At 45.7% G+C, this 24,466-nt stretch carries 24 protein-coding genes; 3 read left to right on the forward strand and 21 right to left on the reverse strand.

The genetic code is table 11. The features are described 5' to 3' along the window. The first annotated feature begins 10 nt into the window (after positions 1–10). Positions 11–3,259, forward strand: a complete 3,249-nt coding sequence (locus tag OXI21_RS00530) for a peptidoglycan-binding protein (protein ID WP_279617594.1) — start codon at positions 11–13, stop codon at positions 3,257–3,259. Between the two features lie 106 nt (positions 3,260–3,365). Here OXI21_RS00530 and OXI21_RS00535 read toward each other — a convergent pair whose 3' ends face one another. From OXI21_RS00535 to OXI21_RS00635, 21 genes are all read right to left on the reverse strand, one after another. After that, positions 3,366–4,331, reverse strand: coding sequence for a biotin--[acetyl-CoA-carboxylase] ligase (locus tag OXI21_RS00535; protein ID WP_279617595.1), 966 nt, complete (start codon positions 4,329–4,331; stop codon positions 3,366–3,368). Between the two features lie 231 nt (positions 4,332–4,562). Beyond that, entirely contained in the window at positions 4,563–5,762 is a 1,200-nt protein-coding gene (locus OXI21_RS00540) for an aspartate/tyrosine/aromatic aminotransferase (protein ID WP_279617596.1), read from the reverse strand. A gap of 26 nt (positions 5,763–5,788) precedes the next feature. Next, positions 5,789–7,591 (reverse strand): SLC13 family permease, encoded by a 1,803-nt coding sequence (locus tag OXI21_RS00545; protein ID WP_279617597.1) that lies wholly within the window; start codon positions 7,589–7,591, stop codon positions 5,789–5,791. Positions 7,592–7,603: 12 nt separating this feature from the next. Beyond that, a complete protein-coding gene (gene ppk1 / locus OXI21_RS00550; RefSeq protein WP_279617598.1) occupies positions 7,604–9,673 on the reverse strand; it encodes a polyphosphate kinase 1 in 2,070 nt (689 codons plus the stop codon). Between the two features lie 53 nt (positions 9,674–9,726). Beyond that, positions 9,727–10,146 carry a F0F1 ATP synthase subunit epsilon gene (locus tag OXI21_RS00555; RefSeq protein WP_279617599.1) on the reverse strand — a complete coding sequence of 140 codons (420 nt, stop codon included), beginning with the start codon at positions 10,144–10,146 and terminating at the stop codon, positions 9,727–9,729. 10 nt (positions 10,147–10,156) lie between these two features. Further along, complete coding sequence (gene atpD, locus OXI21_RS00560) at positions 10,157–11,539, reverse strand: F0F1 ATP synthase subunit beta (RefSeq protein ID WP_279617600.1); 1,383 nt, start codon at positions 11,537–11,539, stop codon at positions 10,157–10,159. Positions 11,540–11,583: 44 nt separating this feature from the next. Beyond that, positions 11,584–12,480 carry a F0F1 ATP synthase subunit gamma gene (gene atpG / locus OXI21_RS00565; RefSeq protein ID WP_279617601.1) on the reverse strand — a complete coding sequence of 299 codons (897 nt, stop codon included), beginning with the start codon at positions 12,478–12,480 and terminating at the stop codon, positions 11,584–11,586. A gap of 65 nt (positions 12,481–12,545) precedes the next feature. After that, positions 12,546–14,090 carry a F0F1 ATP synthase subunit alpha gene (atpA, locus tag OXI21_RS00570; RefSeq protein WP_279617602.1) on the reverse strand — a complete coding sequence of 515 codons (1,545 nt, stop codon included), beginning with the start codon at positions 14,088–14,090 and terminating at the stop codon, positions 12,546–12,548. Positions 14,091–14,121: 31 nt separating this feature from the next. Further along, positions 14,122–14,670 (reverse strand): F0F1 ATP synthase subunit delta, encoded by a 549-nt coding sequence (locus OXI21_RS00575; protein ID WP_279617603.1) that lies wholly within the window; start codon positions 14,668–14,670, stop codon positions 14,122–14,124. Between the two features lie 67 nt (positions 14,671–14,737). Then, the gene (locus tag OXI21_RS00580) at positions 14,738–15,208 is read right to left on the reverse strand and encodes a F0F1 ATP synthase subunit B (RefSeq protein ID WP_279617604.1); all 471 of its coding nucleotides are present in this window, start codon (positions 15,206–15,208) and stop codon (positions 14,738–14,740) included. Positions 15,209–15,278: 70 nt separating this feature from the next. Beyond that, positions 15,279–15,506 (reverse strand): F0F1 ATP synthase subunit C, encoded by a 228-nt coding sequence (gene atpE / locus OXI21_RS00585; protein WP_279617605.1) that lies wholly within the window; start codon positions 15,504–15,506, stop codon positions 15,279–15,281. 67 nt (positions 15,507–15,573) lie between these two features. Next, positions 15,574–16,392, reverse strand: a complete 819-nt coding sequence (gene atpB / locus OXI21_RS00590) for a F0F1 ATP synthase subunit A (protein WP_279617606.1) — start codon at positions 16,390–16,392, stop codon at positions 15,574–15,576. Between the two features lie 450 nt (positions 16,393–16,842). Then, positions 16,843–17,727 carry a ParB/RepB/Spo0J family partition protein gene (locus OXI21_RS00595; RefSeq protein WP_279617607.1) on the reverse strand — a complete coding sequence of 295 codons (885 nt, stop codon included), beginning with the start codon at positions 17,725–17,727 and terminating at the stop codon, positions 16,843–16,845. Positions 17,728–17,731: 4 nt separating this feature from the next. Next, positions 17,732–18,508 carry a ParA family protein gene (locus OXI21_RS00600; RefSeq protein ID WP_279617608.1) on the reverse strand — a complete coding sequence of 259 codons (777 nt, stop codon included), beginning with the start codon at positions 18,506–18,508 and terminating at the stop codon, positions 17,732–17,734. 63 nt (positions 18,509–18,571) lie between these two features. Then, entirely contained in the window at positions 18,572–19,213 is a 642-nt protein-coding gene (gene rsmG, locus OXI21_RS00605; RefSeq protein ID WP_279617609.1) for a 16S rRNA (guanine(527)-N(7))-methyltransferase RsmG, read from the reverse strand. Between the two features lie 18 nt (positions 19,214–19,231). After that, entirely contained in the window at positions 19,232–20,434 is a 1,203-nt protein-coding gene (glp, locus tag OXI21_RS00610) for a gephyrin-like molybdotransferase Glp (RefSeq protein ID WP_279617610.1), read from the reverse strand. 2 nt (positions 20,435–20,436) lie between these two features. Next, a complete protein-coding gene (locus tag OXI21_RS00615) occupies positions 20,437–21,090 on the reverse strand; it encodes a molybdenum cofactor guanylyltransferase (RefSeq protein WP_279617611.1) in 654 nt (217 codons plus the stop codon). Between the two features lies 1 nt (position 21,091). Further along, the gene (locus OXI21_RS00620) at positions 21,092–21,568 is read right to left on the reverse strand and encodes a molybdenum cofactor biosynthesis protein MoaE (protein WP_279617612.1); all 477 of its coding nucleotides are present in this window, start codon (positions 21,566–21,568) and stop codon (positions 21,092–21,094) included. Position 21,569: 1 nt separating this feature from the next. Then, a complete protein-coding gene (locus tag OXI21_RS00625; RefSeq protein WP_279617613.1) occupies positions 21,570–21,818 on the reverse strand; it encodes a MoaD/ThiS family protein in 249 nt (82 codons plus the stop codon). Next, positions 21,815–22,678 (reverse strand): metal ABC transporter permease, encoded by an 864-nt coding sequence (locus OXI21_RS00630; RefSeq protein ID WP_279617614.1) that lies wholly within the window; start codon positions 22,676–22,678, stop codon positions 21,815–21,817. The genes OXI21_RS00625 and OXI21_RS00630 overlap by 4 nt, the downstream gene beginning before the upstream one ends. Then, positions 22,672–23,385, reverse strand: coding sequence for a metal ABC transporter ATP-binding protein (locus tag OXI21_RS00635; RefSeq protein WP_279617615.1), 714 nt, complete (start codon positions 23,383–23,385; stop codon positions 22,672–22,674). The genes OXI21_RS00630 and OXI21_RS00635 overlap by 7 nt, the downstream gene beginning before the upstream one ends. A 141-nt stretch (positions 23,386–23,526) precedes the next feature. Here OXI21_RS00635 and OXI21_RS00640 point away from each other — a divergent pair, with 141 nt between their 5' ends. Beyond that, complete coding sequence (locus tag OXI21_RS00640; protein ID WP_279617616.1) at positions 23,527–23,892, forward strand: response regulator; 366 nt, start codon at positions 23,527–23,529, stop codon at positions 23,890–23,892. 82 nt (positions 23,893–23,974) lie between these two features. Then, positions 23,975–24,457, forward strand: a complete 483-nt coding sequence (locus OXI21_RS00645; RefSeq protein ID WP_279617617.1) for a chemotaxis protein CheW — start codon at positions 23,975–23,977, stop codon at positions 24,455–24,457. Positions 24,458–24,466: the final 9 nt, after the last annotated feature.

A 24,466-nucleotide genomic window follows, 5' to 3' on the forward strand; every position in this document is an offset into this window, starting at 1 on the left:
TGGATTTATAATGAAGAAACGCCTATTAACACTACTGACCGCTTCACTACTCTCCCTCTCAGTACAACAAGGATTTGCGGAAAACGCGCCAAAACTTGCTGTCAAAGGCGATATCGGGGCCTTAAGTGCGCTTAGCCTCGATGAGCTTGCCTACCGAGATGATCTTGGGTTTACCCTGCTCGATTACGCTATGATCGAGAATGATCCGGAAGTGGTGCGCTGGCTAAGACAGCACGGCGTGCGGTCAGGCGTTAATACGGTGCTCATTCAAAAGATGCAGCATTGGCTTAATCTGCTCGACTATCCCGTCGATAATTTTGCCGGCGTTTTCAATCCATCGATCCAACAGAGCGTCATTGCCTATAAATCCGCAAAGAATTTTGAGGCGAGCAATCGGATTACCCCCGATTGGTTTGAAGGACTTGAAGAAGAGGCGATTAAAGAGGCGCAGCGTCTTTTAAACAGTATGGGCGAGGATCTGAAACTCTCAGGTCTTCTCGATCGCGATACCGTAGCAGCGCTCGATAATTTTGCCGGTGCCTATCAAAATATCCCGCAGATGAATTACGCCACCTTCCGCCTTCTTAAAGAGACCGCGCAAGGCCTTATGAAAGAGCGTGGCTCTGAGACCCTTGAGGTAGAGATTGAAGAGGAATATGATCTTCCCCCGGAGGATCTTCAACTTGGCGCTGTCTCGGATGCGGATTTAGTGGAAGCAGCCGATGCCTCGCTCACTCAAAAAGCGCAAGCGGAAGCCCGTCTCTCTAAAAATGGCAATCTTCCGCCCGATGAGGTGTCGATTCGCTATCTCAATCACACCACCAATGAAAAGCTCGATCCAGAGACCCAAACGCTGGTGCTCAATAGGATCGATGCGGTGGTTAATAACGCGCCCTCCAATAAAATTCTAACGATTCAAACGTGGCTCAAAATCATCGGCTTTTTTGATCATAAAGTCGATGGTATGACGGGGCCGACAACTCGCAGTGCCATTCGTGATTATCAAGCGCATATTGGGCAAAAACCGACAGGGATTCCCGACACCAAATGGGAAGTCCCGCTTGAAAAAGAGGTGCGCAAAAAACTGCAAAAACGCCTCAAACAGCTCGATTTTTATCACGATGATGTCAATGGAGTCAATAATTTTAGCACCCGCGCGGCAACCATTGCTTACGAGCGCTTCCACGGGCTCGATGAGCTCGGCAATCTATCGCCCCGCCTGCTCATGTTCCTCTTTAGAGATAAAGAGCTCATTGATTACGGCGTGCGTTTTAAGAAAACTCCGATCGCAGAAGCCGATAGATCAACCGCAAATCAAAAAAATGCCAATGTTTCAAGCGTTCCAACGGCGCCCACCCCGATTCCTGTGGCTCGCGCGGAGAGTGATGAGACAATAGAGGACACTCCTCAAGCCGCTCCGATTGAATCAATCGCAACTGATTTAACCGCTAAGGCAGAAACCACAACACCCGAAACGGTAACGCCAGAAAAGTCGGTGACACTAACCCCGGTTCCTGAAAAACAAGCGGAAACCGACACCTCTCTTACCGAGATCGAATCCATTGAAGCACTCGAAGAGGAAGAGGATGCAGAAACAGAGGAAATTATTCATCTCATCGGCGATCTTGATGAGGTTGATGAAAACCCCATCAGTGAAGCATCAGATGATGAAGAAATCGATGAAACACCTCGTCTTACCGAGTTTGAGCATTCGATCGATGAGATCAAAAAAACCATCTTTGATGCCCACTCCAACACCCTATTAAATCGTCAAGTATGGCTGCGTATCATGGGGCATTTCCCCTATGCGCTCGATGGAGCGATGGGTCCGCAAACCCGCGAGGGAATCACCTCGTACGAAACCTCCATTGGCGTTGAACCCACCGGAAAACTTGCGCCTAAATGGGAAGCTCGTCTTGAAAAAGATGTGCGTAAAAAAGTGCAGGCGCGCTTAAAAGAAAAAGGCTTTTATGAGGGCGATGTTGATGGACTCAATGGCCCCGGAACGCGCAGCGCAATTCGCGCCTATGAGGCCTCGAAAAAGCTCCCCGAAACCGGTCTTTTATCACCGCTCTTTTTAATGGTGCTCTACAACGTCGATGACTTAAATCCCACCGACAAAGATCTCGCCGTTTTCTTTGAGCGCGAGGGCATTCAGATTAAAGGCTATAAACCCGGCGGCAGCGATAAGCTCACCTTGCAACAATTGATGCTCGCCTATACCGGCGACTATATTGAAGTGATCGACGGTAAAGAGGGCCCGGCGACAGACGAAGCGGTTAAACGTTTCCAAGCGCGCTATCATCTGCAGATCGATGGTAAAATCGGCGGCGATACCGAACGCCGTTTAACCCGTGAAGTGATCAATACCTTCCAGCGCTTCCTCAAAAAAGAGGGCTATATGGAGGATGACCCGACCGGATCACTCGGCCCTAAAACCAAACGCGCCGTCCGTGAACTGAAAGAGCGAAGCGGGATTCCCGTCAATGATGAGCTCGACATTCCATTTATGCTTGTTGCCATTGATGGACTTGCCGGCACGACCCTCAGTGATGATTATCTCGCTGAGTTAAAATCAGCCAAAGCGGAAGAAGAACGCCTGCAAACTGCGCAAGCTTATCTCATTGGGCTCAATCTTCTCACTGGTAAAGCCGATGGCGTCGACGGCCCGGCAACGCAAAATGCGGTGCGCCGTTTCCGTCAACAAGAAAAATTACTGGCAGGCACCCACGTTAATGAAGCGTTAATGCCCTTCTTAGAAGAAGCCGCGCTTAAAAAAGGCCAGTCATACCTACAGCAACTGGGGTATTCCATTAAACCGGATGGAAAAATGGGCCCGAATACGAAAAAGCAACTTCATGCTTTCTTAACCAGTAAAAAGATGCCGGTGAGTGATGTGATTACCGCTGAGATCTTAATTGAACTGAAAAATGAGGCGAATAAAAAACGCGCCATTAGCAATCAACGTGCGCCACAAGCGGTTCAAGGACAAGCGGCAAGCCGCGGCTCGGCACCGAAAGGCACTATGCCAAAACTTGAAAAAGGCAATCAAGAGGAAGGGATTTTAAGCTCAGCCCCCAATAAGAGCCTCTCAACCTCTGGAAAACTGAAGATCGTTCGCAACAAATCGGGCCAAATTATGGGCTGCCAAGTGGGCAATGTCTCTATGGGGGCAAACTACTGCAGCAATTACCGTAACGGGCAAAACTGTACCGTGGTCTACCGTCAAGGACGCGTGATTAGCCTTCGCTGTAAATAAAAATCAATAACCATAAACAGAGCCGTAAACAGAAAAGCCTCGCTGAGATTGGATTCATCTTGAACCGCAGACGAGGCTTTTTTATTGCTGTTGATTTAAGGATATTTTATTCCGCCGGGCGCAGCGATAATTCTCCTGAATAGATCGAATGCAGTTTGCCATCCTCATCCATAAATTGAAGCGCACCATCTCCATCAACACCAAGCTCTTGCCCATAGATGACGGAATCCCCTGAGATCACCTTCACTCGGGTATTTAATAACGCACTATAATCGGGCCAACGTTCATCAATGCGGAGCGATTCTCCCTGTGCGATGCGCTCGCAACTTTCATACAGTTTTTGCGCCAATAGCGCTGCCATAGAGTTACGGTCAAGGGGCGTGCCTAACAGCGTTTCACAGGAGGTCGCGTTATAACTTGCCGAGAGAGTTTCCCGCATGGTGTGATTATTAAGCCCAATGCCGATCACAACCATCACGCTCCCTTCTCGGGGGAACGTTTCGAGCAAAATACCGGCGAGTTTTTCCCCTTGAACCCAAATATCATTAGGCCATTTAAGATTTGCATCGATCCCAAACGCGCGCAAAACTTCCACTAAATCCATACCAACCTGCAGGCTAAGTGGACTTAAACGCGCATAATCATCAAGCTTAAAGGGATAGCGTAGTGAAAAATAGAGACTTCGCCCAAGAGGAGAACTCCATTCACGACCTTGCCGGCCGCGGCCTGAACTCTGCTTTTCCGCCACACAGAGCGCCGCAGAATCGAGCGGATCAACGGCGAGCACTGCTTTATTGGTGGAGTCGGTATCAAAAAGCACCTCAACCGCCACCGGAATCTCGCAAGCTTGAAGACGCGTACTAATCGCCTCTTGATTGAGCGGCGTATAGGGAGAGATACGATCAATCCACTCGCCCTCTCGCGTATAAAATCCGCCTTGAGCTTGAATCGTATCAAACACCTTCTCGCCCACCTCATATGAGATACCCTGCGCCTCACACCATTTTGGTAATGAGAGCGATGATTGCTCTGCTAGCGCTAAAAAGAGGGCGCGCTCAAGCTCGATCGTCATAATCTCTATTTTCTCCTTGCAATAAAAAAGAGCCATCAAAAATGATAGCTCTTTTTAATCTGTCTTGCTACTTATCTTCGTATCTTTCGCGATTAGCTAAAAAGAATGACCGAGAAAAGTGCGATCCAGCCCACTGCACATAATAAACCAATGATAAACAGTGGAAGCTTATAAATAAATAAACTCTCTTTTTGCATACGTACCCCCAAAATAATTTGCGTATTCTACTAACTATAATACATTAACAACCGCTTCGGCTGCAACTTCGATATTTTTATCATTGAGCGCAGCGATACAAATTCTTCCCGAATCAACGGTATATATAGCATAGTCGGTTTTGAGTTTGGCAACCTGATTCTTATCAAGCCCTGAATAAGAAAACATCCCGGCTTGCTGATTAATAAACTCAAAATCCACTTTAGACTGCTTCTCATTGAGGAGTTTGACAAATTTCTCACGCATCGCTTTAATCCGATCGCGCATCTCGCCAAGCTCTTTTTCCCACAGTACACGCAGCTCATCGTCAGCTAATACACATTGCACAATGCGCGCGCCATGTGATGGTGGTGATGAATAGATCGCACGAACCATGCGTTTAAGTTGTGAGGTGACCGTCACTTGCTCCGCTTCATCACTCGTTGTCACCGTTAATGCGCCAATTCGCTCGCTATAAAGTGAAAACGATTTTGAAAATGAACTTGCGATAAAGGTAGGAAGACCACGCTCAGCAAAGATATGAATCGCGGCAGCATCTTCTTTAATCCCTTTCGAGAATCCTTGATATGCCATATCTAAAAAGGGAATGAGGCTCTTTTCTTTAAAGAGATCGGCCAGTTTTTCCCACTCATCAAGGGTGAGATCTGCGCCGGTTGGGTTATGGCAACAGGTATGTAAAATCACGACCGAGCTTTCAGGAAGCTCGCTTAAAAATTGATACATCCCCTCAAAATCAACGCCACGTGTTGTTTCATCAAAGTAAGGATAATCATCGACTTCAAAGCCTGCTCCCTCAAAAATAGCACGGTGATTGTTCCACGTCGGACGAGAGATATAGGCTTTTGTTCCTGCAGGTACGATTGAAAAGAGGAAATCGGCACCCACTTTAAGCGCACCCGTTCCCCCGAGCGATTGTACGGTGGCGAGACGCTTTTCCTGATAGAGCGGGTGATCCGCACCAAAGAGTAACTTTTGAACGCAATCATTATAGCTGCCTAAACCATCCATAGGCAGATAAACGCGCGGTTCATTCTGGCTCGCTAAGATCTCCTCAGCACGCTGTACCGCTTCTAAGACCGGCACTTTTCCGTCATGATCGGAATAGATACCAATGCTTAAATTCACCTTGTCTGCCCGTGGATCTTTCTTAAAGCTCTCAACGACTCCCAAAATAGGATCATTAGGAGCTTGTTCAACTTGTTCAAACAGCTTCATTCTAGAGTAACTCCTTTTTTATAATTTTATAATGACCACACATACGCAAGTGTCGGAACGGTGGTAATCAGGATGAGAAGATCGAGCATCACTCCCATGCGCCAATAATCTCCAAAATAATAGCCACCAGGGCCCATCACCAACGTATTGGAATGGTGCCCAATCGGCGTATTAAACGAACAGGAACACCCAATCGCAACCGCCATTAAATAGGGGTCGATATTGTGACTAAATTGAGTGGCAATTCCCACAGCGATCGGCGCCATAATTACGGCCGTCGCAGAGCTATTGATAATGTCGGTAATGATCATCGTCGCTAGCATCACGCTCCCTAACACTAAGATAGCAGGCATTTCATCTAAAAGCGATACTATTTGTCCGACAATCAGCCCCGTTGCCCCGGTTTTCTCAACCGCTGCGCCAACGGTGATAAAGCAGCCTAGTAGCACAATTAACGGCCCTTCAATACTATGATAAGCCTCCCGAAGCGAGAGAAGTTTACTGGAAACAAGCGCAAAGATCGCAAGAGGAAAGGCGATGTGCGCCGGTAAAATTTGAGTCGCCACGAGTAAAATGGAGATCATAAAGATCGTCACCGTCGGCCAAAGTTTTGCCGAAGGTTTTAAGCGAACATTTCGCTCCGCAAGGGGCAAGCATCCAAGCTGATTGAGCGTCTCAGGGAGCTCTTTTTTATAGCCTTGAATCAAGAGCACATCGCCAGTTTTAAGGACTAAACGCGAAAAGCGCTGATGGATCTTTTCCCCATGACGGGAGACGCCTAAAATATTGATGTGATAGCGTTCACGCAGTTGAAGATCGGCGAGTTGATGGCCCGCAATCCGCGCGCCGGGATTAATCACCACTTCCAAAAATTCAATCTCATCGTCCATGCGCTCTTTGTCACGGGGATTCGTTGAAATCGTCAATCCTGATAACAGCTCAAGTTGCTTTAACTCTTCCGGCTGCCCTTCCACCAGTAAAATATCGCCGGCTTTCAAGGTCTCCTCGGCATTCGGCGATAAGATTCGGCGCGCACCACGCAGTAGCGTTGCCACGCGGATTTTATGCTCAACGATCGCTTCAAGTTCCCCAATCGTCTTTTTGATAAATTTATTATTTTCAGGAATTTTAAGCTCTAATAGATAATCATCGGTTTCAAAAAGATTGGAATTTTCTTCGGTTTGCCGCACCGGTAAAAAGCGCCAACCAATAAATGAGATATAGAGAAGCCCGACGGTCGCCACCACAATTCCCACCGGCAAGAAGTCAAACATCTTATAAGCGCCCATCCCGATCGATTCACGATATTGCGCAATAATCATATTGGGCGGCGTACCAATCAGCGTCAATGTTCCGCCTAATAGCGAGGCAAAAGCCATCGGCATTAAGAGTGCCGACGCGGGAATTTTATAACGCTGGGACACCTGAAGCGCAACCGGCATAATGAGCGCCAGCGCACCCACGTCATTCATAAAAGCAGAGAAAAAGACTACAAGGCCGGAGAGCGTTAAAATCAGTAGCGACGGCGTTTTGGAAAAGCGGCTTAAATGATTGGAAAGATGGTAGGTGACCCCAGTGTTTCCAAGCGCATAACTTAAGACTAAAACGGCGGCAACAGTCACCACCGCGCGATGACTAAAGCCCGCAAACGCATCATCCATCGGCACAATCCCGAGAAGTACGAGCGTCAATAGCGAGCCAAGCGCCACCACATCATAGCGCCAACGCCCCCATAAAAAGGCGAAAAATGTAATGCCGAGCACACAGAGAACGATCACTTGATCATTCGGCACCGTTCCGAAAAGTGAGTTGGGCAACCATGAAATCACGACTTAAATCCTCTACGACCTTGATTCAAGGAGCGCTTGTTGGGCTGAAAATGGCTCTGTTTCACCGCGTTCCACACGATGATAATCTCCAAATTCATCCAAATACCACGCTCCCATATTATCGTTTAAATACATCTTAAGGCCTTCCTTAATGATGCGTTTCTTAATCTCATTATCCTGAATTGGAACGCCAACTTCAATACGGCGGAAAAAGTTTCGATTCATCCAATCCGCACTTGCAAAATAGAGATCTTCCGCGCCGCCATTATAGAAATAGTAGAGTCGTGAATGCTCTAAAAATCGCCCGATAATTGAGCGAACCGTAATATTATCCGACACGCCCTTAATCCCCGGTTTTAACGAGCAGGCACCGCGAACAATTAGATCAATTTTCACCCCCGCTTGAGAGGCCTCATAGAGTTTATCGATCATTCGCTCTTCTAAAAGGGCGTTCATTTTCCCGACAATGTAGGCTTTTTCGCCCCGTTTTGCTGCCGCAATTTCCCCATCAATCTTCTCAATTAGTTCATCAAAAAGATTAAAGGGCGATTGCCATAATGTACGCAGTTTAGGCGAGCTTCCAAGACTTCCTAAACTTAAAAAGATATCCGACACATCTTTTGCGATCGCCTCATCGGAGGTTAATAGCGCCATATCTGTGTAATGTTTTGCGGTATTGGAGTGATAATTTCCGGTACTGATATGGGTATAAAAACGAAGCTCGGGCTCGCCGGTATGTTTGCTCGTTTCACGGCGCACAATGAGGAGCATTTTTGCATGGGTTTTAAAGCCAAATACGCCATAGACCACACGAACGCCCGCCTCTTCTAAGATCGATGCCCAAGCGAGATTGGTCGCCTCATCAAAGCGCGCCATCAGCTCAAAGATTACATTGACCTCTTTCCCATTTTGCGCGGCGCGAATCAGCTCTTCCATCAGAACTGAATCATTCCCCGTCCGGTAAACGGTCATGCGAATAATCTGCACATCCGGGTCATCTGCCGCTGCGCGAAGAAGATCGATCACCGGAGTAAAACTATCAAATGGATGGTGCAGATAGATATCATTTTTCCAAATAAGGCCAAAATAATCATCGATATTGGCCCATTTTTTAGGGACTTTCGGGGTAAAAGGCTCGTAAAAAAGCGCGTGTTTTTCTTCTAGATAAGGCAAAAGCGCACTGAGGCGAGCAAAGTTAATTAACCCTGGCACCACATAAAGATCCACCGATTTTAGATCAAATTGTGTTAGCAAGAAATCCATCAATGCAGGCGGACATTCATGCGTCACCTCCAAGCGAACTCCATGACCAAAATTACGTTGATGGAGCTCCCCTTTTAAGGTTTGATGCAGGTTTGTGAGCTCCTCTTCATCAATAAAGAGATGGCTATTTCGCGTTAATCTAAATTGATAGCACGCCTTAACCTGCACCCCTTTAAAAATTTCTGCAATAAACGCGGTAATAATATCGCTCACAAAGACAAAACGGCGCATCTTATCCGCTTCTGGGAGCTCCACAATCCGGTGCAAATTCTTCGGAATCGGTAAAATTGCCGTCTCAATCTTGCGTCCATAAGCATCAACGCCATCAAGCTCGATAATCAGATTTAAGGTTTTATTAGAAATATGGGGAAAGGGGTGAGCAACATCGAGTGCAATCGGCGTTAATACCGGTTTGACGATCGACTTAAAATAATCCAGCAGAAATGCTCGATCCGATTCACTCCAGCGGTTTTCTGGCAAAATCTCAACGGATGCTTCTGATTTTAGAAGGGGCAACAATTCATTTTCATAAAGGGCGGTCTGCTTTTCAAAAATTCGCCCAACACGTGCTTGAATCGCCTCACTCCACTCATCGACCGGCTCGCCATCTAAATGGGTAATGCCTGAATAGATGCGCTCTTTAATATTGGCAAAACGCACTTCAAAAAACTCATCTAAATTCGTCGTCACAATCGTTAAGAATCGAATGCGCTCCAAAAGCGGAATGGAGGGATCTTGCGCCTGATACAAAACGCGCTCTTGGAATGCGAGAATGGATTTTTCCCGATTGAAATAAGGATTGAGGCTCGCCGCTGTCATATATGTTCACCCATAAAAAAGCCCGTCTAAACGGGCTTTACTGTTCATAGTGATTACTTAAGATTCTTAAGTCGGTTTATCGCATCAAGTTGCGATGTTGCAATACTGAGTTCAGTTTGAGCCTGTTCGACATCGAACGAGCCCTTCTCTTTATCTTCCCAGAGCTTACGCGTTTTCTCTCTAAGCGCTTCAACCGCTGCTTCATCTAAAGCATCTGCACGCTCAGCAGAATCCGCCAATACGATGATCTGGTTTGGCTGAACTTCAACAATTCCGCCTGAAATCCAGAATACATCTTCTTTACCATCAGCAAAGGTCAAGCGGACTTGACCTGGCTTTAACAGTGCTAACATCGGAACGTGACCATGATAAACCCCGATTTCACCAGAAACCGCGGTGCCTGCAAAGAAAGTAACATCACCTGAGTAGAGTTCTTTCTCGGCACTAACAATAGTTACGTTGATGGTTTTCATGACTTATTCCTTATTTCTTTTCGCTTGATGCGAAACGCTCTAATACTTCGTTGAAGTTACCCATCATGTAGAACATTTGTTCTGGAATGTGGTCACCTTCACCATTTAAGATCGCACGGAAGCTTGTAATGGTGTCTTGAAGTGATACGTATTTACCAGGTGCACCGGTGAATACTTCAGCAACGTGGAACGGTTGTGATAAGAAGCGTTGGATTTTACGAGCACGTGAAACGATTAATTTATCGTCATCGGATAACTCATCCATACCAAGAATCGCGATGATGTCTTTTAATTCTTCATAGCGTTGAAGGATCATCTGAACACCACGAGCAACATTATAGTGCTCTTCACCGATTACTAATGGATCTAACTGACGTGAGGTTGAGTCTAATGGGTCAACCGCAGGATAGATACCAAGTGACGCGATGTCACGTGAAAGAACGATGGTCGCATCTAAGTGAGCAAACGTGGTTGCTGGTGATGGGTCAGTTAAGTCATCCGCAGGAACGTAAACCGCTTGAACCGATGTGATCGATCCTTTCTTAGTTGATGTGATACGCTCTTGAAGCACACCCATCTCTTCTGCAAGTGTTGGCTGATAACCAACCGCTGAAGGCATACGACCTAAAAGTGCTGAAACCTCAGTACCTGCAAGCGTATAACGATAGATGTTGTCAATGAAGAGAAGAACGTCACGGCCTTCGTCACGGAAGTATTCCGCCATCGTAAGACCTGAAAGTGCTACACGTAAACGGTTACCAGGTGGCTCATTCATCTGACCGTAAACCATCGCAACTTTATCAAGTACGTTTGAATCTTTCATTTCGTAGTAGAAGTCGTTCCCTTCACGAGTACGCTCACCTACCCCAGCAAATACTGAAAGACCTTCGTGTTCTTTAGCGATGTTGTTGATTAATTCCATCATATTAACGGTTTTACCAACACCCGCACCACCGAAGAGACCGACTTTACCACCACGTGCGAACGGGCAGAGTAAGTCGATAACTTTGATACCGGTTTCTAATACTTCTGTCGAACCCGCTTGCTCTTCATATGAAGGTGCTTTACGGTGAATCGCCCAATTTTCAGACGCTTCAACAGGACCTGCGTGGTCAACTGGGCGTCCTAAAACGTCCATGATACGACCAAGAGTACCCGTTCCAACTGGAACAGAGATTGGCTGTTTTGTATCGACTACCGCTAAACCGCGTTGAAGTCCGTCTGACGAACCCATTGCAATTGTACGTACGATACCGTCGCCTAACTGTTGTTGCACTTCTAAAACTAGATCGTGTTCTTGTACTTCTAATGCGCTGTAGATGCGTGGAACCGCATCACGTGGGAATTCCACGTCAACGACGGCACCAATCACCTGAACTATTTTCCCTGACATACTCTCTTTAAACCTCGTTTAATTCAAAATCTTTTAACGTTTAATTAGTTAATGGCCGCAGCACCACCGACAATCTCAGAAATCTCTTGAGTAATTGCCGCTTGACGAGCCTTGTTATATACAAGTTGTAACTCATCAATAAGATCACTTGCGTTATCACTCGCTGCTTTCATCGCAATCATACGAGCCGCCATCTCACAGGCAATGTTTTCAACCACTGATTGGTAAATCACATACTCAATATAACGATCCAGCACTAACTCGATTAACGCTTCGGGTGCAGTGTCATACACATAATCCCAACTCATGGTTTGACTTAGCGCTGCTTGCTCAGCGACGCTCTCATGAGCTTCAAGACTTTCAGCGACCACAGGTAGTAATTTAGTGCCCACTGGTTGTTGAGTCATCGTGTTAACGAAAATGTTCGAGAACACGTGTAACTCATCGATTTCACCATCGCGATAACGATCTAACACCGTTGTAGTTAAACCGATTAATTCTGCAGAAGTTGGTGTGTCTGACACACTATCAGACGCAATCACATTACCACCGTAGCGGTTAAAGAATGTCGTTGCTTTGTTACCAATGGTAGCAACATCAACTTCAATGCCTTCTTTTTGCCACTTAGCTAATGACTCGGATACGATTTTAAATAAGTTATTATTTAAACCGCCACACAGACCACGATCACTGCTCACCACGATAATTCCAACGCGTTTTACTTCACGCGGGGTTAAATACTCATGCTGGTATTCTTCTTTGGTCGCTTGTGATAGATGGGAAGCTAAACGAAGGAGTTGCATAACGTAAGGACGAGAGCGTTGCATTTGCTCTTGAGTTTTACGCATTTTACTTGCAGCAACCATCTCCATTGCACTCGTGATTTTCTGAGTGTTGCCGATACTTTTAATTTTTTTGCGTACTTCTTTTCCAGCAGACATTAAATTTCCTACCTAACTATTTAAATGAACCGAAAACTTCATCAATTGCGTGATGACGCTTGATTCTATTTCCAGCTCTCACCTTTTTTGAAACTGCTAACAATTTTGTCTAATTTCGCAATGACATCATCGTTATAAGCACCTGTTTGATCAATTTCTGCCATAAATTCAGGCTCAGAAATTTTCGCTTCAGCGATAAGGCCTTTACAGAACGCTTCCATCTCTTCGATAGGTAAATTGTCCATGTATTCACGGTCAATTGCGTAAAGTAAGATCGCCATTTCAGATACAGCGTATGGACGGTATTGAGCTTGTTTCATAAGTTCCATCGCACGTTTACCGTGTTCAAGTTGCTTACGAGTTGCTTCGTCAAGATCTGATGCGAATTGTGAGAACGCTGCAAGTTCGCGGTACTGAGCTAATGCTAAACGGATACCACCGCCAAGCTTACTCATGATACGAGTTTGCGCTGCACCCCCAACACGCGATACCGAGATACCTGCGTTGATCGCTGGTCTGAAACCTGAGTTAAAGAGGTCAGTTTCAAGGAAGATCTGTCCGTCAGTGATCGAAATTACGTTAGTAGGAACGAATGCTGATACGTCGCCTGCTTGTGTTTCAATAATCGGTAATGCAGTTAAAGAACCTGTTTTACCTTTCACTTCGCCGTTTGTGAACGCTTCAACATAGTCTGCGTTAACGCGCGCTGCACGCTCAAGAAGACGTGAGTGGAGATAGAAAATATCACCAGGGAACGCTTCACGACCTGGAGGACGACGAAGAAGAAGTGAAATTTGACGATACGCAACCGCTTGTTTAGAGAGGTCATCATAGATGATAAGCGCATCTTCACCACGGTCGCGGAAGTATTCACCCATTGTACAACCTGCGTATGCAGAGAGGTACTGAATTGCTGCTGAGTCTGATGCTCCTGCGGCAACTACGATGGTGTGATCCATTGCACCGTGTTCTTCTAATTTATTTACGATGTTTGCAATCGTTGAGTTTTTCTGACCAATTGCAACATAGATACATTTTACGCCAGTGCCTTTTTGATTGATGATTGTGTCAATCGCAAGCGCTGTTTTACCCGTTTGACGGTCACCGATGATAAGCTCACGCTGACCACGCCCAACAGGAACCATTGAGTCAATTGAGATATAACCGGTTTGTAATGGTTCATCAACGGATTGACGCTCGATAACACCTGGCGCAACTTTTTCGATAGGAGCGGTTAATGATGTACCTAAATCGCCTTTACCATCGATCGGGTTACCTAATCCGTCAACGACGCGACCTAATAATTCAGGTCCGATTGGTACTTCCATGATACGGCCAGTACATCTAACTGTGTCACCTTCTGACACAGAGTTATAATCTCCAAGGAGTACTACCCCAACGGAATCACGCTCGAGGTTTAATGCTAAACCGCTAACGCCGTTAGGAAGTTCAACCATCTCACCTTGCATCACAGAATTGATTCCGTGAACTTGAGCAATTCCATCAGTAAGACTTACTACTGTACCTTCGGTTCTTTCTTCAGGCTTTAGTTCAAATTCTTCTATCTTGGATTTAATGAGATCACTGATCTCAGATGGATTTAATTGCATCTTTTAAATCTTCCTCTATATAAAGTTAAACTTAATTCATTGATCGGATCATGCTATTAAGACGACCCAAGATCGAACCATCAATGACTAAATCATCTATTTTTAAAATAGCACCACCTATTAAGGAAGGCGAAATGGTTACCGTTATTTCAACATCTTGATTGAAGCGTCTTTTGAGCGCATCAACAAACATTTTTTCTTGCGTCTTAGTGAGCTCATAAGCCGTTTCAATTGTTGCACGGATTATATTTTGCTCTGCTAGCAAGCGCTCGTTAAAGTCGTCATAAATAGATGGCAATAGATCGTAGCGCTTCTCTTCACATATTAGTTTGAGGAAGTTTCGCTCTTCTTGGACGAGATCTCGTTTGAGCGCGTGCCCAACTAAATCTACCAACACATCTTCGACCTGTTGAGATACCAAATCAGGCACTTTTATGAAGTTATTCACCTTCTCATCAAGCACTAATTCTTTTAACGTACGTAAAAATAGATCCCAGTTCGATGAACTTGCTGGAGTCTCTTTTGCGATCTCAAATAATGCCTTCGCATAAGGTCTTGCTACGGTTACTAGTTCTGCCATATCATTTATAACTTAAATTTAATTACCAAAATGCTCTTTACAAATATAAAGAGCATAATCTGAATGATTAAAGTTGATTCGCTAAATCTTCTAAAAGTTTAGCATGTGTGTTCTTATCAACTTCTTTCTCTACGATCTTACTTGCACCGAGAATACTTAACGCTACAACTTCTTCTCTGAGCTTCTCTTTAATCTGACCTAATTCAGCATCGATTTTGTTACGCGCCGCATCGAGTTCTCTTTCGCCAGCGAGTCGTGCATCTTCTTTTGACTTCGCGACTAAACTTTCCGCACTTGATTGCGCCTTACCGACTAAATTAGAAGCCTCCAATCTTGCCTCTTGCATTACAACTTGAGCATCTGATTCTGCTCTAGCTTTAGCCTCGACGCTATCTTCTGCGGCTTTTAAACCATCAGCGATTTTCGCGCGTCTCTCATCTAAAGCTTTGATTAGGGGTGGCCAAATGAATTTCATTACCACCCAAACCAATGTAAAGAAGACGGCAAATTGGGCAAACAAGGTTGAACTTAAATTCATTACATTATTCCTTTACTGTCTGCACAAATACCTAAATATTCTTCTTAAAAAATTATGTCTCGATTCGTTATTACGCGAATACAGTCATACCGAAGAATACTGCGATACCAACACCGATTAAGAATGCCGCATCGATAAGACCAACTAAGATGAATACTTTAGGTAATAAAGAATCCATGATTTCTGGTTGTCTTGCTGATGCTTCAATATATTTAGAACCTAACATTGAAATACCGAGTGCAGCACCGATAGCACCAAGACCTACGATAATTCCACATGCAATTGCAACTAAACCCATAATATAAAACTCCTAATTAATAAAAAACTTACTTTACAGTGAAAAAACAATCAAACGATTGAAACCTTTAGTGAGACTCATGCGCCTGACCAAGATAAACTAAGGTCAGAGTCATGAAGATATATGCTTGTAATATTACAATTAAAATATGGAATATTGCCCAAGCAGATCCCGCTATCCAATGTAAACCAATTCCCCACCATGCACCAGTTGCACCTAAGAGCGCGATTAAGCAGAAAAGAAGTTCACCTGCAAACATGTTACCGAAAAGTCGCATACCTAGTGAGAATGCTTTCGATACATATTCGATAATGTTAAGAACGAAGTTAAACGGTGCAAGCCATGGACCAAAAGGCGCTGTGAAGAGTTCTTTGATGAACCCTGCTTTTTTCGCTTTAACTGAATAGAAAAGCATAAGCGCTAATACCGCAAGTGACATACCAAGCGCACCGTTAATGTCTGCAGTTGGAAGGATTTTGTGGTAAGGAATCGCCTCTTGTAATCCGAACACGTTAATGAGTGCTGGAACAAGGTCTACGGGGATGAAGTCAAGTGAGTTCATCACAATGACCCATAAGAAGATGGTTAATGCGAGAGGGGCTATATACCCTTGAGGACCATTCACTAATGATTTTGATTGGCCTTCAGCAAATTCTACGAGCATCTCTACGAATGCTTGGAAACGAGTTGGAACGCCTGCGGTCGCTTTGCGCGACGCTCTCCATAGAAACAAAACACAAACAATCCCTGCTAAGACTGACCAAAAAATGGTATCGAGATTGATTAAAGAGAAATCAACAAACTCAGTTTGTCGTTCAAATGTTTGGTTTAAGTTAACCAGATGGTGATCAATATACTCAGCATTGGTCGGATTTTCTGTTGCCATATTGTTATCTCTACACTCGTTAATCTATCTTTTTGTAAAAGAAAATAGTATGTACCCTAGCGGCACTTGCGTTATCAGGATCACCCCGACTAAAAACGCCCCTAAATTGGGTTCCCCTAATACTTTAATGCTTATGAAAAATAAGACAAGTATAAAAACTTTATTTAGAAGAACACCTAACCAAAAGAAGAGCTGACTGTATTTAGTCAGAGCTATGTTGACCGCTAAAAACAGATTCGGAATCAACAATGACAACCCTGCCAATAAGAGCGATATAGCTGCCACACCGTCAAATGCTATATAGGCAAAAATGGTTGATGCCAGTAACACGATGGCTTGATATGCAACTATTTTGGGTATCATTTACTCAACGCCCTCTTTAATTGAGTCATGATTATAAACGTAGCCCATCCCTTGGTCAAATAAAATTCCAAAAAGACTACACCTCAATCAATTAGCTTGATTTTTAATCTTTTCGAGGATGCCATCGAGCTCATCAAGGGAGTTATATTTAATCACTACCTGCCCCTTTCCTTGGCGCTGCTCTTTAATCTCAATGAGCGCCCCGAGATACTCCCCTAAACTTCGTTCGAGCGAAATAAGATCTGCATCTTTCTCTTTCGCGGGCGACCCTTTCGCCCCTTTAGCAAGATCTTTACGCTGTTTCACTAAACGCTCTGTCTCGCGAACGGTAAGCTCTTTTTCCACAATCAATTTCGCAACGGCATCTTGCTCTTTTTTCGATAAGGTTAATAACGCGCGCGCGTGTCCCATATCAAGTTTTCGCTCGGCTAAGAGCGATTGCACATACTCGGTTAATTCAAGTAGGCGAAGTGCATTACTAATGGATGAACGCGACCGACCGATCACCTCACCTGCTTCTTGATGGGTGAGTTCAAATTCCGCCACTAATCGTGAAATCGCGAGCGAGGTTTCAATGGGATTTAAATCTTCCCGCTGAATATTTTCAATCAGCGAGATCGCGAGCGCCTCTTGATCGTTAATCTTACGCACAATCACCGGCACAACTTTAAGGCCCGCTAATTGGGATGCGCGCCAGCGACGTTCTCCGGCTAAAATCTCAAAGGTTGCGCCATTACGCGCCTCAATCGGACGTACCACAATCGGCTGAATAATCCCTTGCGCCTTAATGGAATCGGCAAGGGCTTCGAGCGCCTCCTCTTCAAAGTATCGGCGAGGCTGATATTCACCGGGAGTTAAACGTTCGATCGCAATTTTTTTAACATCCGCGCCATCCGTAGAAGCAGCTTCTTCACGGGGAGTGGTTTGACTTAATAATACGCCGAGTCCACGGCCTAATCCTCGTTTTTTCACGCTCTTACCCTCTTCTATTTCGTTTAATGACTTCACGCGCGAGCTCTGTATAGGCCTCTGCCCCTTTCGATTTATCATCATAAACCGTAATCGGAACGCCGTAACTTGGCGCTTCAGCAAGGCGAACGTTGCGAGGAATAATCGTCTCAAATACAAGTTTCTCAAAGTGCGCAACGAGCTCATCGGAGACCTGTTCAGAGAGCGAATTTCGCCCATCATACATCGTCCGCAGCACGCCCATAATCGCAAGATCAGGATTGGTCGTCGCTTTGACGGTATCGATCGTCTCCATTAATGAGGTAATTCCTTCGAGCGCATAATATTCACATTGCACCGGAATAATCACATGGCTTGAGGCGGTGAGCGCATTGATCGTCAACATATTCAGAGATGGCGGGCAATCGAGCACGATAAAATCAAAGTTCGACTCAATCGCAGCAAGCATCCGTTTTAAGGTATACGCGCCCTCCTCTTTTTGGGCTAACAGCACCTCAGCGCCGGTTAGATCGGAGTTCGCTCCCATTAAGCGCAAGCCTTGCTTTTCAAGATCGATAATCGCATCCGCAAGCGACGCCTCCCCAAGGAGCACATCGACAATGCCATATTCCAGCTCATATTTATTCACCCCAATCCCCATCGTGGCATTGCCTTGAGGATCAAGATCGATCAGTAGCACATTGGGACGCATCTTGCTCTCTGTGAGCGTTGATGCAAGGTTAACCGCCGTCGTGGTCTTCCCTACCCCACCTTTTTGGTTAGTAATTGCGATTATAGTAGCCACACGTTTCCTTCAACTATCAATTTAATTATCGATGAAACAAAATGAAAGTATATCAAATATCATCTAACTGTCTTGCCGAGAAAGTAACACAAGATGACGTGCCTCATTTAATTTAGGCACCGAAAGCGCGATCACCTCCGACTGCCACGCCGGATCAATCTCGCCCCACTCTGCCTCATCAAAGCGCCCTTTCATCGCCGCAAACGCACCATTTTCAGCTAACAGATGGCTCGACCAATTGGTAAAGTCCGCCGCACTGGCAAACGCCCGTGAGAGCACAAGATCAAATCCTGTTTCGGGGGTATAATCCTGCACGCGTGAATGGATCACTTCAACGTTTTTAAGCCCGAGCTCCATCACCATCTGCGTGATAAATCGCGTGCGTTTATTATTACTATCTAGCAAGGTAAATGAAGCATCCGGCATCACAATCGCGAGCGGAATTCCGGGAAGTCCCGCGCCAGAACCGACATCGATAAAGCGCCCATCTTTACAGCGCGCCTCTAAATGCGGTTTAAGCACAAGGGAATCGAGCAGATGCTTAATCACCATCTCCGCAGGATCGGTAATCGCGGTAAGATTATAAGCACGATTCCAGAGTAGCATGCCATCTAGATAGCGTTTTAATAATACTGCTTCCGCCTCACTCACCGAAAAAGAAAGTTCTGCGAGCGCGTTATTGACTAGGGTTTGATCAACACTCATCTTAGTTTGATTCCTCTATTATTTATCGAGCGGGAAAATGCGCACCCACTCCCCTTCGCGGGTCTCTTGATTCGGGAGCATCTCAATTAAGCAATTGGCATGACTCAATCCGCTCAACATTGCCGAGCCTTGGAATTCCACCGCTTTCACGGCGTAATCGCCATTTTCATCCACAAAGTACGTCCCACGTAAAAATTCACGACGGGGTTCGATGCGAGTTTTCGTAAAGGCGATTTTAGCGCGCATTTGCGGAAGACGAGGCGATTTTCCTAAAATTTTGCGCAATACCGGCATGACTAAGACATAAAAAGTCGCATACGCCGATACCGGATTTCCGGGAAGCATAAAGATGTAGCACTCGCCAATTTTACCCCAACCAAAAGGTTTCCCGGGTTTAATCGCTAAACGCCACTCCATCAATTCACCAAGCTCGCGGATCGCTTTACTGACAAAATCCGCCTCACCAACGGACGCGCCGCCGCTTAATAAAATAATATCGTTCTCTTTCGAGGCCGTTAAGAGATGCTCTTTCAGCGCCTCATATTCGTCTTTTAAAATGCCGCCATCACGGGGATTAAAATCGTTTTTCAGCCACGATAATAATTGGTAACGGTTCGCATCGTGAATCTGATTGGCTCCCAAGGTTTCCCACGGCTCGCACAATTCATCACCCGTTGAAAAGACCGTTGTGCGCACTGCTGAGTAAACCTCAAGCTCGAACGCCCCTTGAGAGGCGCAGAGTGCAATGGCCGCAGGGTCGAGATAATGGTCTTTTTCAAAGAGCACATCGCCCGCTTTAATCTCTTCGGCTTGATAACGAATATTTTTGCCGATCGCAATGGGCTTGGTGAGTTTTACCACCGTTTGATCGCCCACAGTTTCGGTTTCTGTATGCTCTTGGATCACCACCGTAGTCGCGCCTTTTGGCGTTGGGGCGCCCGTAAAAATGCGCGCTGCCTCACCCTCGTTTAATTCAAAATCCGCCGAACCGCCCGCCATAATTCGCCCCACTACCGGAAATTCGGTCAACTCGCCAGTTGAATCACAAAGCGCATAACCATCCATCGCACTATTATCAAAGGACGGCGTATCGTATTTTGCCACCACAGGCACCGCTAAACGGCGACCAGATGCCTCAAGCAGGGAGACTTTTTCGGTTTTTAAAGTGAGCTCGATATCGTCAAGCAATGTTTTAAGGGCAACTTCGTAATCTAATAACATCTCTATTCTCTCTCTAAAATCTGTAATTGATCGGCACTATTGCAATTGGTAAAGGCTTTCGCGTCGCTCGCCTCATCAAACGGGCACACTTTGGCACCAAGATATTCTAGCAAACCGCGAATGCGCAATTGACGCTGATCGAGTAATTGATTCACATAATGGAGCTGCTCAATGCGCGCCACAAAATAACCATATTGATCGCGCCCACCGGCAGTTGGATAGGCGGCATTCAGGTTGTTTTTTTCGGCAAACTCAATTAAACGCTCCGTCATATTAAGCGGGATAAGCGGCCCATCACAACTTGCGAGCTGCAACCAGCCCCGCTTTGGCAGATGCGGTAGTGCTGAGGCAATCCCCGCAAGCGGCCCAAGGCCTTTTATCGCCGGAGTATCTTCCACCACAGGAAAGCCAAAGGCGCGATAAGCCTCCAAATCGGCATTTGCGGAAATCACCAAAGAACCCACTTGAGGCATTAATCGACGAATCACATGAGCAACAAGGGGCTCACCTTTAAAGGTTACCAGCCCCTTATTTTGATAATTCATGCGCCGCCCTTCCCCACCCGCAAGCAGGAGCGCGACGCGCGGTTCAATGTGATCCACCGAATTGCCGAAATCAAAGGAATCCCGGGAATCAAGAAAATCCAGATCCGCCATCTTAATCCTTTTTCGCCCACCGCTCAGCACGCTCAGCATCAGAGGCTTTCGCTTCCACCCACGCGCTTTGTCCGTCATCAAAATGCTCTTTTTTCCAGAACGGCGCATTGGTTTTAAGGTAATCCATAATAAATTCTGCCGCTTCAAAAGCATCTTTACGATGTTTTGAAGTGACCATTAAAAGCACAATGGGATCGTTCGCTTCGAGCCTTCCGACTCGATGGATCACCGTGCACCCTTCAATCTCCCAACGATTATCCGCCTCGTGAATAATCCGCTCGATCTCTTTTTCAGTCACCTTCGGGAAATATTCAAGTTCAAGGGCATTAAGTGCAGAATCATAATCAAATTCCCGCACCATGCCTTGAAAGGTCACGAGCGCTCCAACGCTTCCGGAGGCTTCAAGCAATTGTTTCTCTTCAAATAGCACATTGTAGGCCGCTTCCTGCACCACCACTTTGATCGATTGAATCGCCATCTTAACCTCCCGTTACCGGAGGAAGTAACGCAACTTTATCGCCGGCTTTAATCTCCACATCACCAAAATGAATCTCTTCATTAACCACAACGCGGAAGATATTATTGGGCGCTAGGGTCGTTTCCCACAACTCGCCACGGGTACGCAGCGTCTCTAGAAGCGCTTCACTACTTCCCGCCGTCCACTCGAGCGACTCTTCAGCCACTCCAAGCGCCTCTTTTAAAAAGCCAAAATAGGTAATTTCAATCATTGTTCGTCTCTCCTTGATCTCTCACCATAACGAATTGTCGTGACGAGCACGAGCGAGATCGCAAATATGAACCCTGCACTTCCAATAATCGCAGGACCGCTCGGCACTCTAAAATGATAGGACATTAATAGCCCGCCGTAGGAGGCAACCATTCCAAAGAGGAGCGTTAATAGAAAAATCGTCTCCATTCGACGCGCCCAAAGCCTTGCTGCAATCGGGGGAAGCATCATTAATCCCACCGCCATAAGTGAGCCGAGCGCCTGAAAGGAGGCCATTAAATTTAGCATAATTAAAAATAAAAAGAGACGGTAGTAACGCGCGCCTCTCTGTTTATGCACTTTAAGGAAAATAGGGTCAACAAGCTCAGCTAATAGCGGGCGATAGATCACGGCAAGCAATAATAAGGTCACCACAAGAACCGCCCAGATAAAGATTAGCGTCACCCGATCGATCGCCACCACAGAGCCAAAGAGAATGTTAAATAGATCGGTCTGCGTTCCGCTCATGCTCACTACTATCACCCCAAGGGAGAGCGAGATCAGATAAAACGCAGTAAAACTTGCATCATGACGGAGCCGGGTTTTCGTTGAAACCCACGCAGCTAAAAGCGCAATCACAAGCCCAATGGTAATCCCGCCAACGCTCATCGCTACAAGATTAAAACCAAAGATTAAAAAACCGATGGCAACGCCCGGCAAAATCCCATGGCTTAAGGCATCGCCCACTAAACTCATGCGATTGAGCATCATTAGCGCGCCAACAAGCCCCGATGAGAGCGCAATCATAATCGATGCCACAAGCGCTCGGCGTAAAAAAGGAAACTCCAGAAACGGAGCGATCAACCACTCATACACTAGCATCCACTCTCCCCGCGTCTTGCCATTTTGTCATAGGCCTTTCGGACATTTTCATCGGTTAATACGGTTTTTGTCTCGCCGCGAGCAATGACGCCACAGGCCAAAATCACGCTCTTTTCAAAGTAACGTTTCGCAAGATAAAGATCGTGCAGTACCGCGATCACGAGCTTCCCTGCCGATTTCCATTCGGTAATAAGCTCGCACAACAGATCGATCGTGTAGATATCAATCCCAGTAAAAGGCTCATCAAGAAGAATGATATCGGCATTTTGCAGCAGTAATCTTGCAAATAGCACCCGCTGAAATTGCCCGCCGGAGAGCTCGCTGAGTAGATACTCTTCACGCCCCGAAAGCTTTACCACTTCGAGCGCCTTATTGATCGCAATTTTCGAATCTTGATCCACCCCTTTTAAGAGTGAACCTTGGACCATCTGCGCCATGCTTAAAAATTCAAACACCGTCATCGGAATACCAAGATCCACCTCACTTCGCTGCGGCAAATAGGCAAGCGTTGCACTCGGATCGATCTCAATCAACCCCTTAGAGCTTGGGACGAGCCCCACCATCGCTTTTAGTAGAGAGCTTTTTCCCGCGCCATTGGGCCCAATTAACGCCACGCTCTCACCACCATCAAAACTGAGGCAACATCCCTGCAAAGCAGCGCGCTTTTGGTAACAGACGGTCAAGTCATGAATCGTTAAAATCGTCATGCGAAAACTCTACTTTTATGATGTAAGATAAATAAACTTCTAATCTTTACTCACCTTATAAAAAAATGTGGTAACTTTAAACAACAGCGAACGTAGCGCAAATTGGCATACGTATATTGTAACTCATACTGTACGGATACTATGTTTAAAAACTTAAATATTCTCATCATCGATGATAGTGCAACCGCACGAATTACCATTAAGAAGTTGGTAGAAGAGCTCGGGCACTCGCCTATTTTAGCAAATAATGGCCTGCTTGCTTTAGAGGTTGCGTTGCAAGAGATGCCGGACCTGATTCTACTCGATTTAAGCATGCCTGTCTTAGACGGTCCGCAAGTCTTATCGATCTTAAAACGTCACCCTAAAACGGCGCATATTCCGATTGCTATTTTATCAGGAAAAGAGGAAGCCTCGGAAATGATTCGAGCGAAAAGCCTCGGTGCCATTGATTTTGTTAAAAAACCCTGCTCGCCGGAAAGCTTGAGCCATGTCATCAATCAATTGTAGAAGCCTTAGACAAAACGCTTTTATCAATTATTTATGCTAATATTCCTGTATTCTATCGACTAATAAAGTTCACTGAAGATATATGAGAACCAACGGAATCGTTTATCGAATAAACAACACCCTCTGCGCGACGGTAACGAGCGAAGTTTCAGAGGTGATTCAGAACGCGAAGGCCCAAAGCGTCCCTTTAACTCGACCTTGGCTTTCAGGCGTTATTCACGTGCGTGGTAGCATTATCCCCGTGACCGATTTTGAGGCGTTCATTAATGAGCAAAAAGGCTCCGCCCCAGAACAAGTAGCTCCAGTACCCAATGACCGTAGTAGTAATGCGATTATTATCTTCAATCAAGATAACTGGGACTATGGGATTAAAATCACTCACATTCTAGGATTACAAAACTTTGAAATCGAAGAGATTTCAGAGGATGTCGCTTTACCAAACAACCTAAGCGATCTTAGAGAGATCGTTACCGGAACCGCCGCTATCTACGGTGAAAAAGCTTATCTCTTAAGCTTACCTAAATTAACCAATATTCGCGCATTTATGCAGCCGCATCACTTTTAATTTTCGAGG

Source organism: Ignatzschineria sp. RMDPL8A (assembly GCF_029815055.1).
In the GTDB taxonomy this organism is placed as follows: Bacteria; Pseudomonadota; Gammaproteobacteria; order Cardiobacteriales; family Wohlfahrtiimonadaceae; genus CALZBJ01.

What these genes read in the sequence shown, in the direction of transcription:
- OXI21_RS00530 (WP_279617594.1), top strand. Translation starts at nt 11, where the DNA reads ATGAAGAAACGCCTATTAACACTACTGACCGCTTCACTACTCTCCCTC.
- OXI21_RS00535 (WP_279617595.1), bottom strand. Translation starts at nt 4,331, where the DNA reads ATGACGATCGAGCTTGAGCGCGCCCTCTTTTTAGCGCTAGCAGAGCAA.
- OXI21_RS00540 (WP_279617596.1), bottom strand. Translation starts at nt 5,762, where the DNA reads ATGAAGCTGTTTGAACAAGTTGAACAAGCTCCTAATGATCCTATTTTG.
- ppk1 (WP_279617598.1), bottom strand. Translation starts at nt 9,673, where the DNA reads ATGACAGCGGCGAGCCTCAATCCTTATTTCAATCGGGAAAAATCCATT.
- OXI21_RS00555 (WP_279617599.1), bottom strand. Translation starts at nt 10,146, where the DNA reads ATGAAAACCATCAACGTAACTATTGTTAGTGCCGAGAAAGAACTCTAC.
- atpD (WP_279617600.1), bottom strand. Translation starts at nt 11,539, where the DNA reads ATGTCAGGGAAAATAGTTCAGGTGATTGGTGCCGTCGTTGACGTGGAA.
- atpG (WP_279617601.1), bottom strand. Translation starts at nt 12,480, where the DNA reads ATGTCTGCTGGAAAAGAAGTACGCAAAAAAATTAAAAGTATCGGCAAC.
- atpA (WP_279617602.1), bottom strand. Translation starts at nt 14,090, where the DNA reads ATGCAATTAAATCCATCTGAGATCAGTGATCTCATTAAATCCAAGATA.
- OXI21_RS00575 (WP_279617603.1), bottom strand. Translation starts at nt 14,670, where the DNA reads ATGGCAGAACTAGTAACCGTAGCAAGACCTTATGCGAAGGCATTATTT.
- OXI21_RS00580 (WP_279617604.1), bottom strand. Translation starts at nt 15,208, where the DNA reads ATGAATTTAAGTTCAACCTTGTTTGCCCAATTTGCCGTCTTCTTTACA.
- atpE (WP_279617605.1), bottom strand. Translation starts at nt 15,506, where the DNA reads ATGGGTTTAGTTGCAATTGCATGTGGAATTATCGTAGGTCTTGGTGCT.
- atpB (WP_279617606.1), bottom strand. Translation starts at nt 16,392, where the DNA reads ATGGCAACAGAAAATCCGACCAATGCTGAGTATATTGATCACCATCTG.
- rsmG (WP_279617609.1), bottom strand. Translation starts at nt 19,213, where the DNA reads ATGAGTGTTGATCAAACCCTAGTCAATAACGCGCTCGCAGAACTTTCT.
- glp (WP_279617610.1), bottom strand. Translation starts at nt 20,434, where the DNA reads ATGTTATTAGATTACGAAGTTGCCCTTAAAACATTGCTTGACGATATC.
- OXI21_RS00615 (WP_279617611.1), bottom strand. Translation starts at nt 21,090, where the DNA reads ATGGCGGATCTGGATTTTCTTGATTCCCGGGATTCCTTTGATTTCGGC.
- OXI21_RS00620 (WP_279617612.1), bottom strand. Translation starts at nt 21,568, where the DNA reads ATGGCGATTCAATCGATCAAAGTGGTGGTGCAGGAAGCGGCCTACAAT.
- OXI21_RS00625 (WP_279617613.1), bottom strand. Translation starts at nt 21,818, where the DNA reads ATGATTGAAATTACCTATTTTGGCTTTTTAAAAGAGGCGCTTGGAGTG.
- OXI21_RS00630 (WP_279617614.1), bottom strand. Translation starts at nt 22,678, where the DNA reads ATGCTAGTGTATGAGTGGTTGATCGCTCCGTTTCTGGAGTTTCCTTTT.
- OXI21_RS00635 (WP_279617615.1), bottom strand. Translation starts at nt 23,385, where the DNA reads ATGACGATTTTAACGATTCATGACTTGACCGTCTGTTACCAAAAGCGC.
- OXI21_RS00640 (WP_279617616.1), top strand. Translation starts at nt 23,527, where the DNA reads ATGTTTAAAAACTTAAATATTCTCATCATCGATGATAGTGCAACCGCA.
- OXI21_RS00645 (WP_279617617.1), top strand. Translation starts at nt 23,975, where the DNA reads ATGAGAACCAACGGAATCGTTTATCGAATAAACAACACCCTCTGCGCG.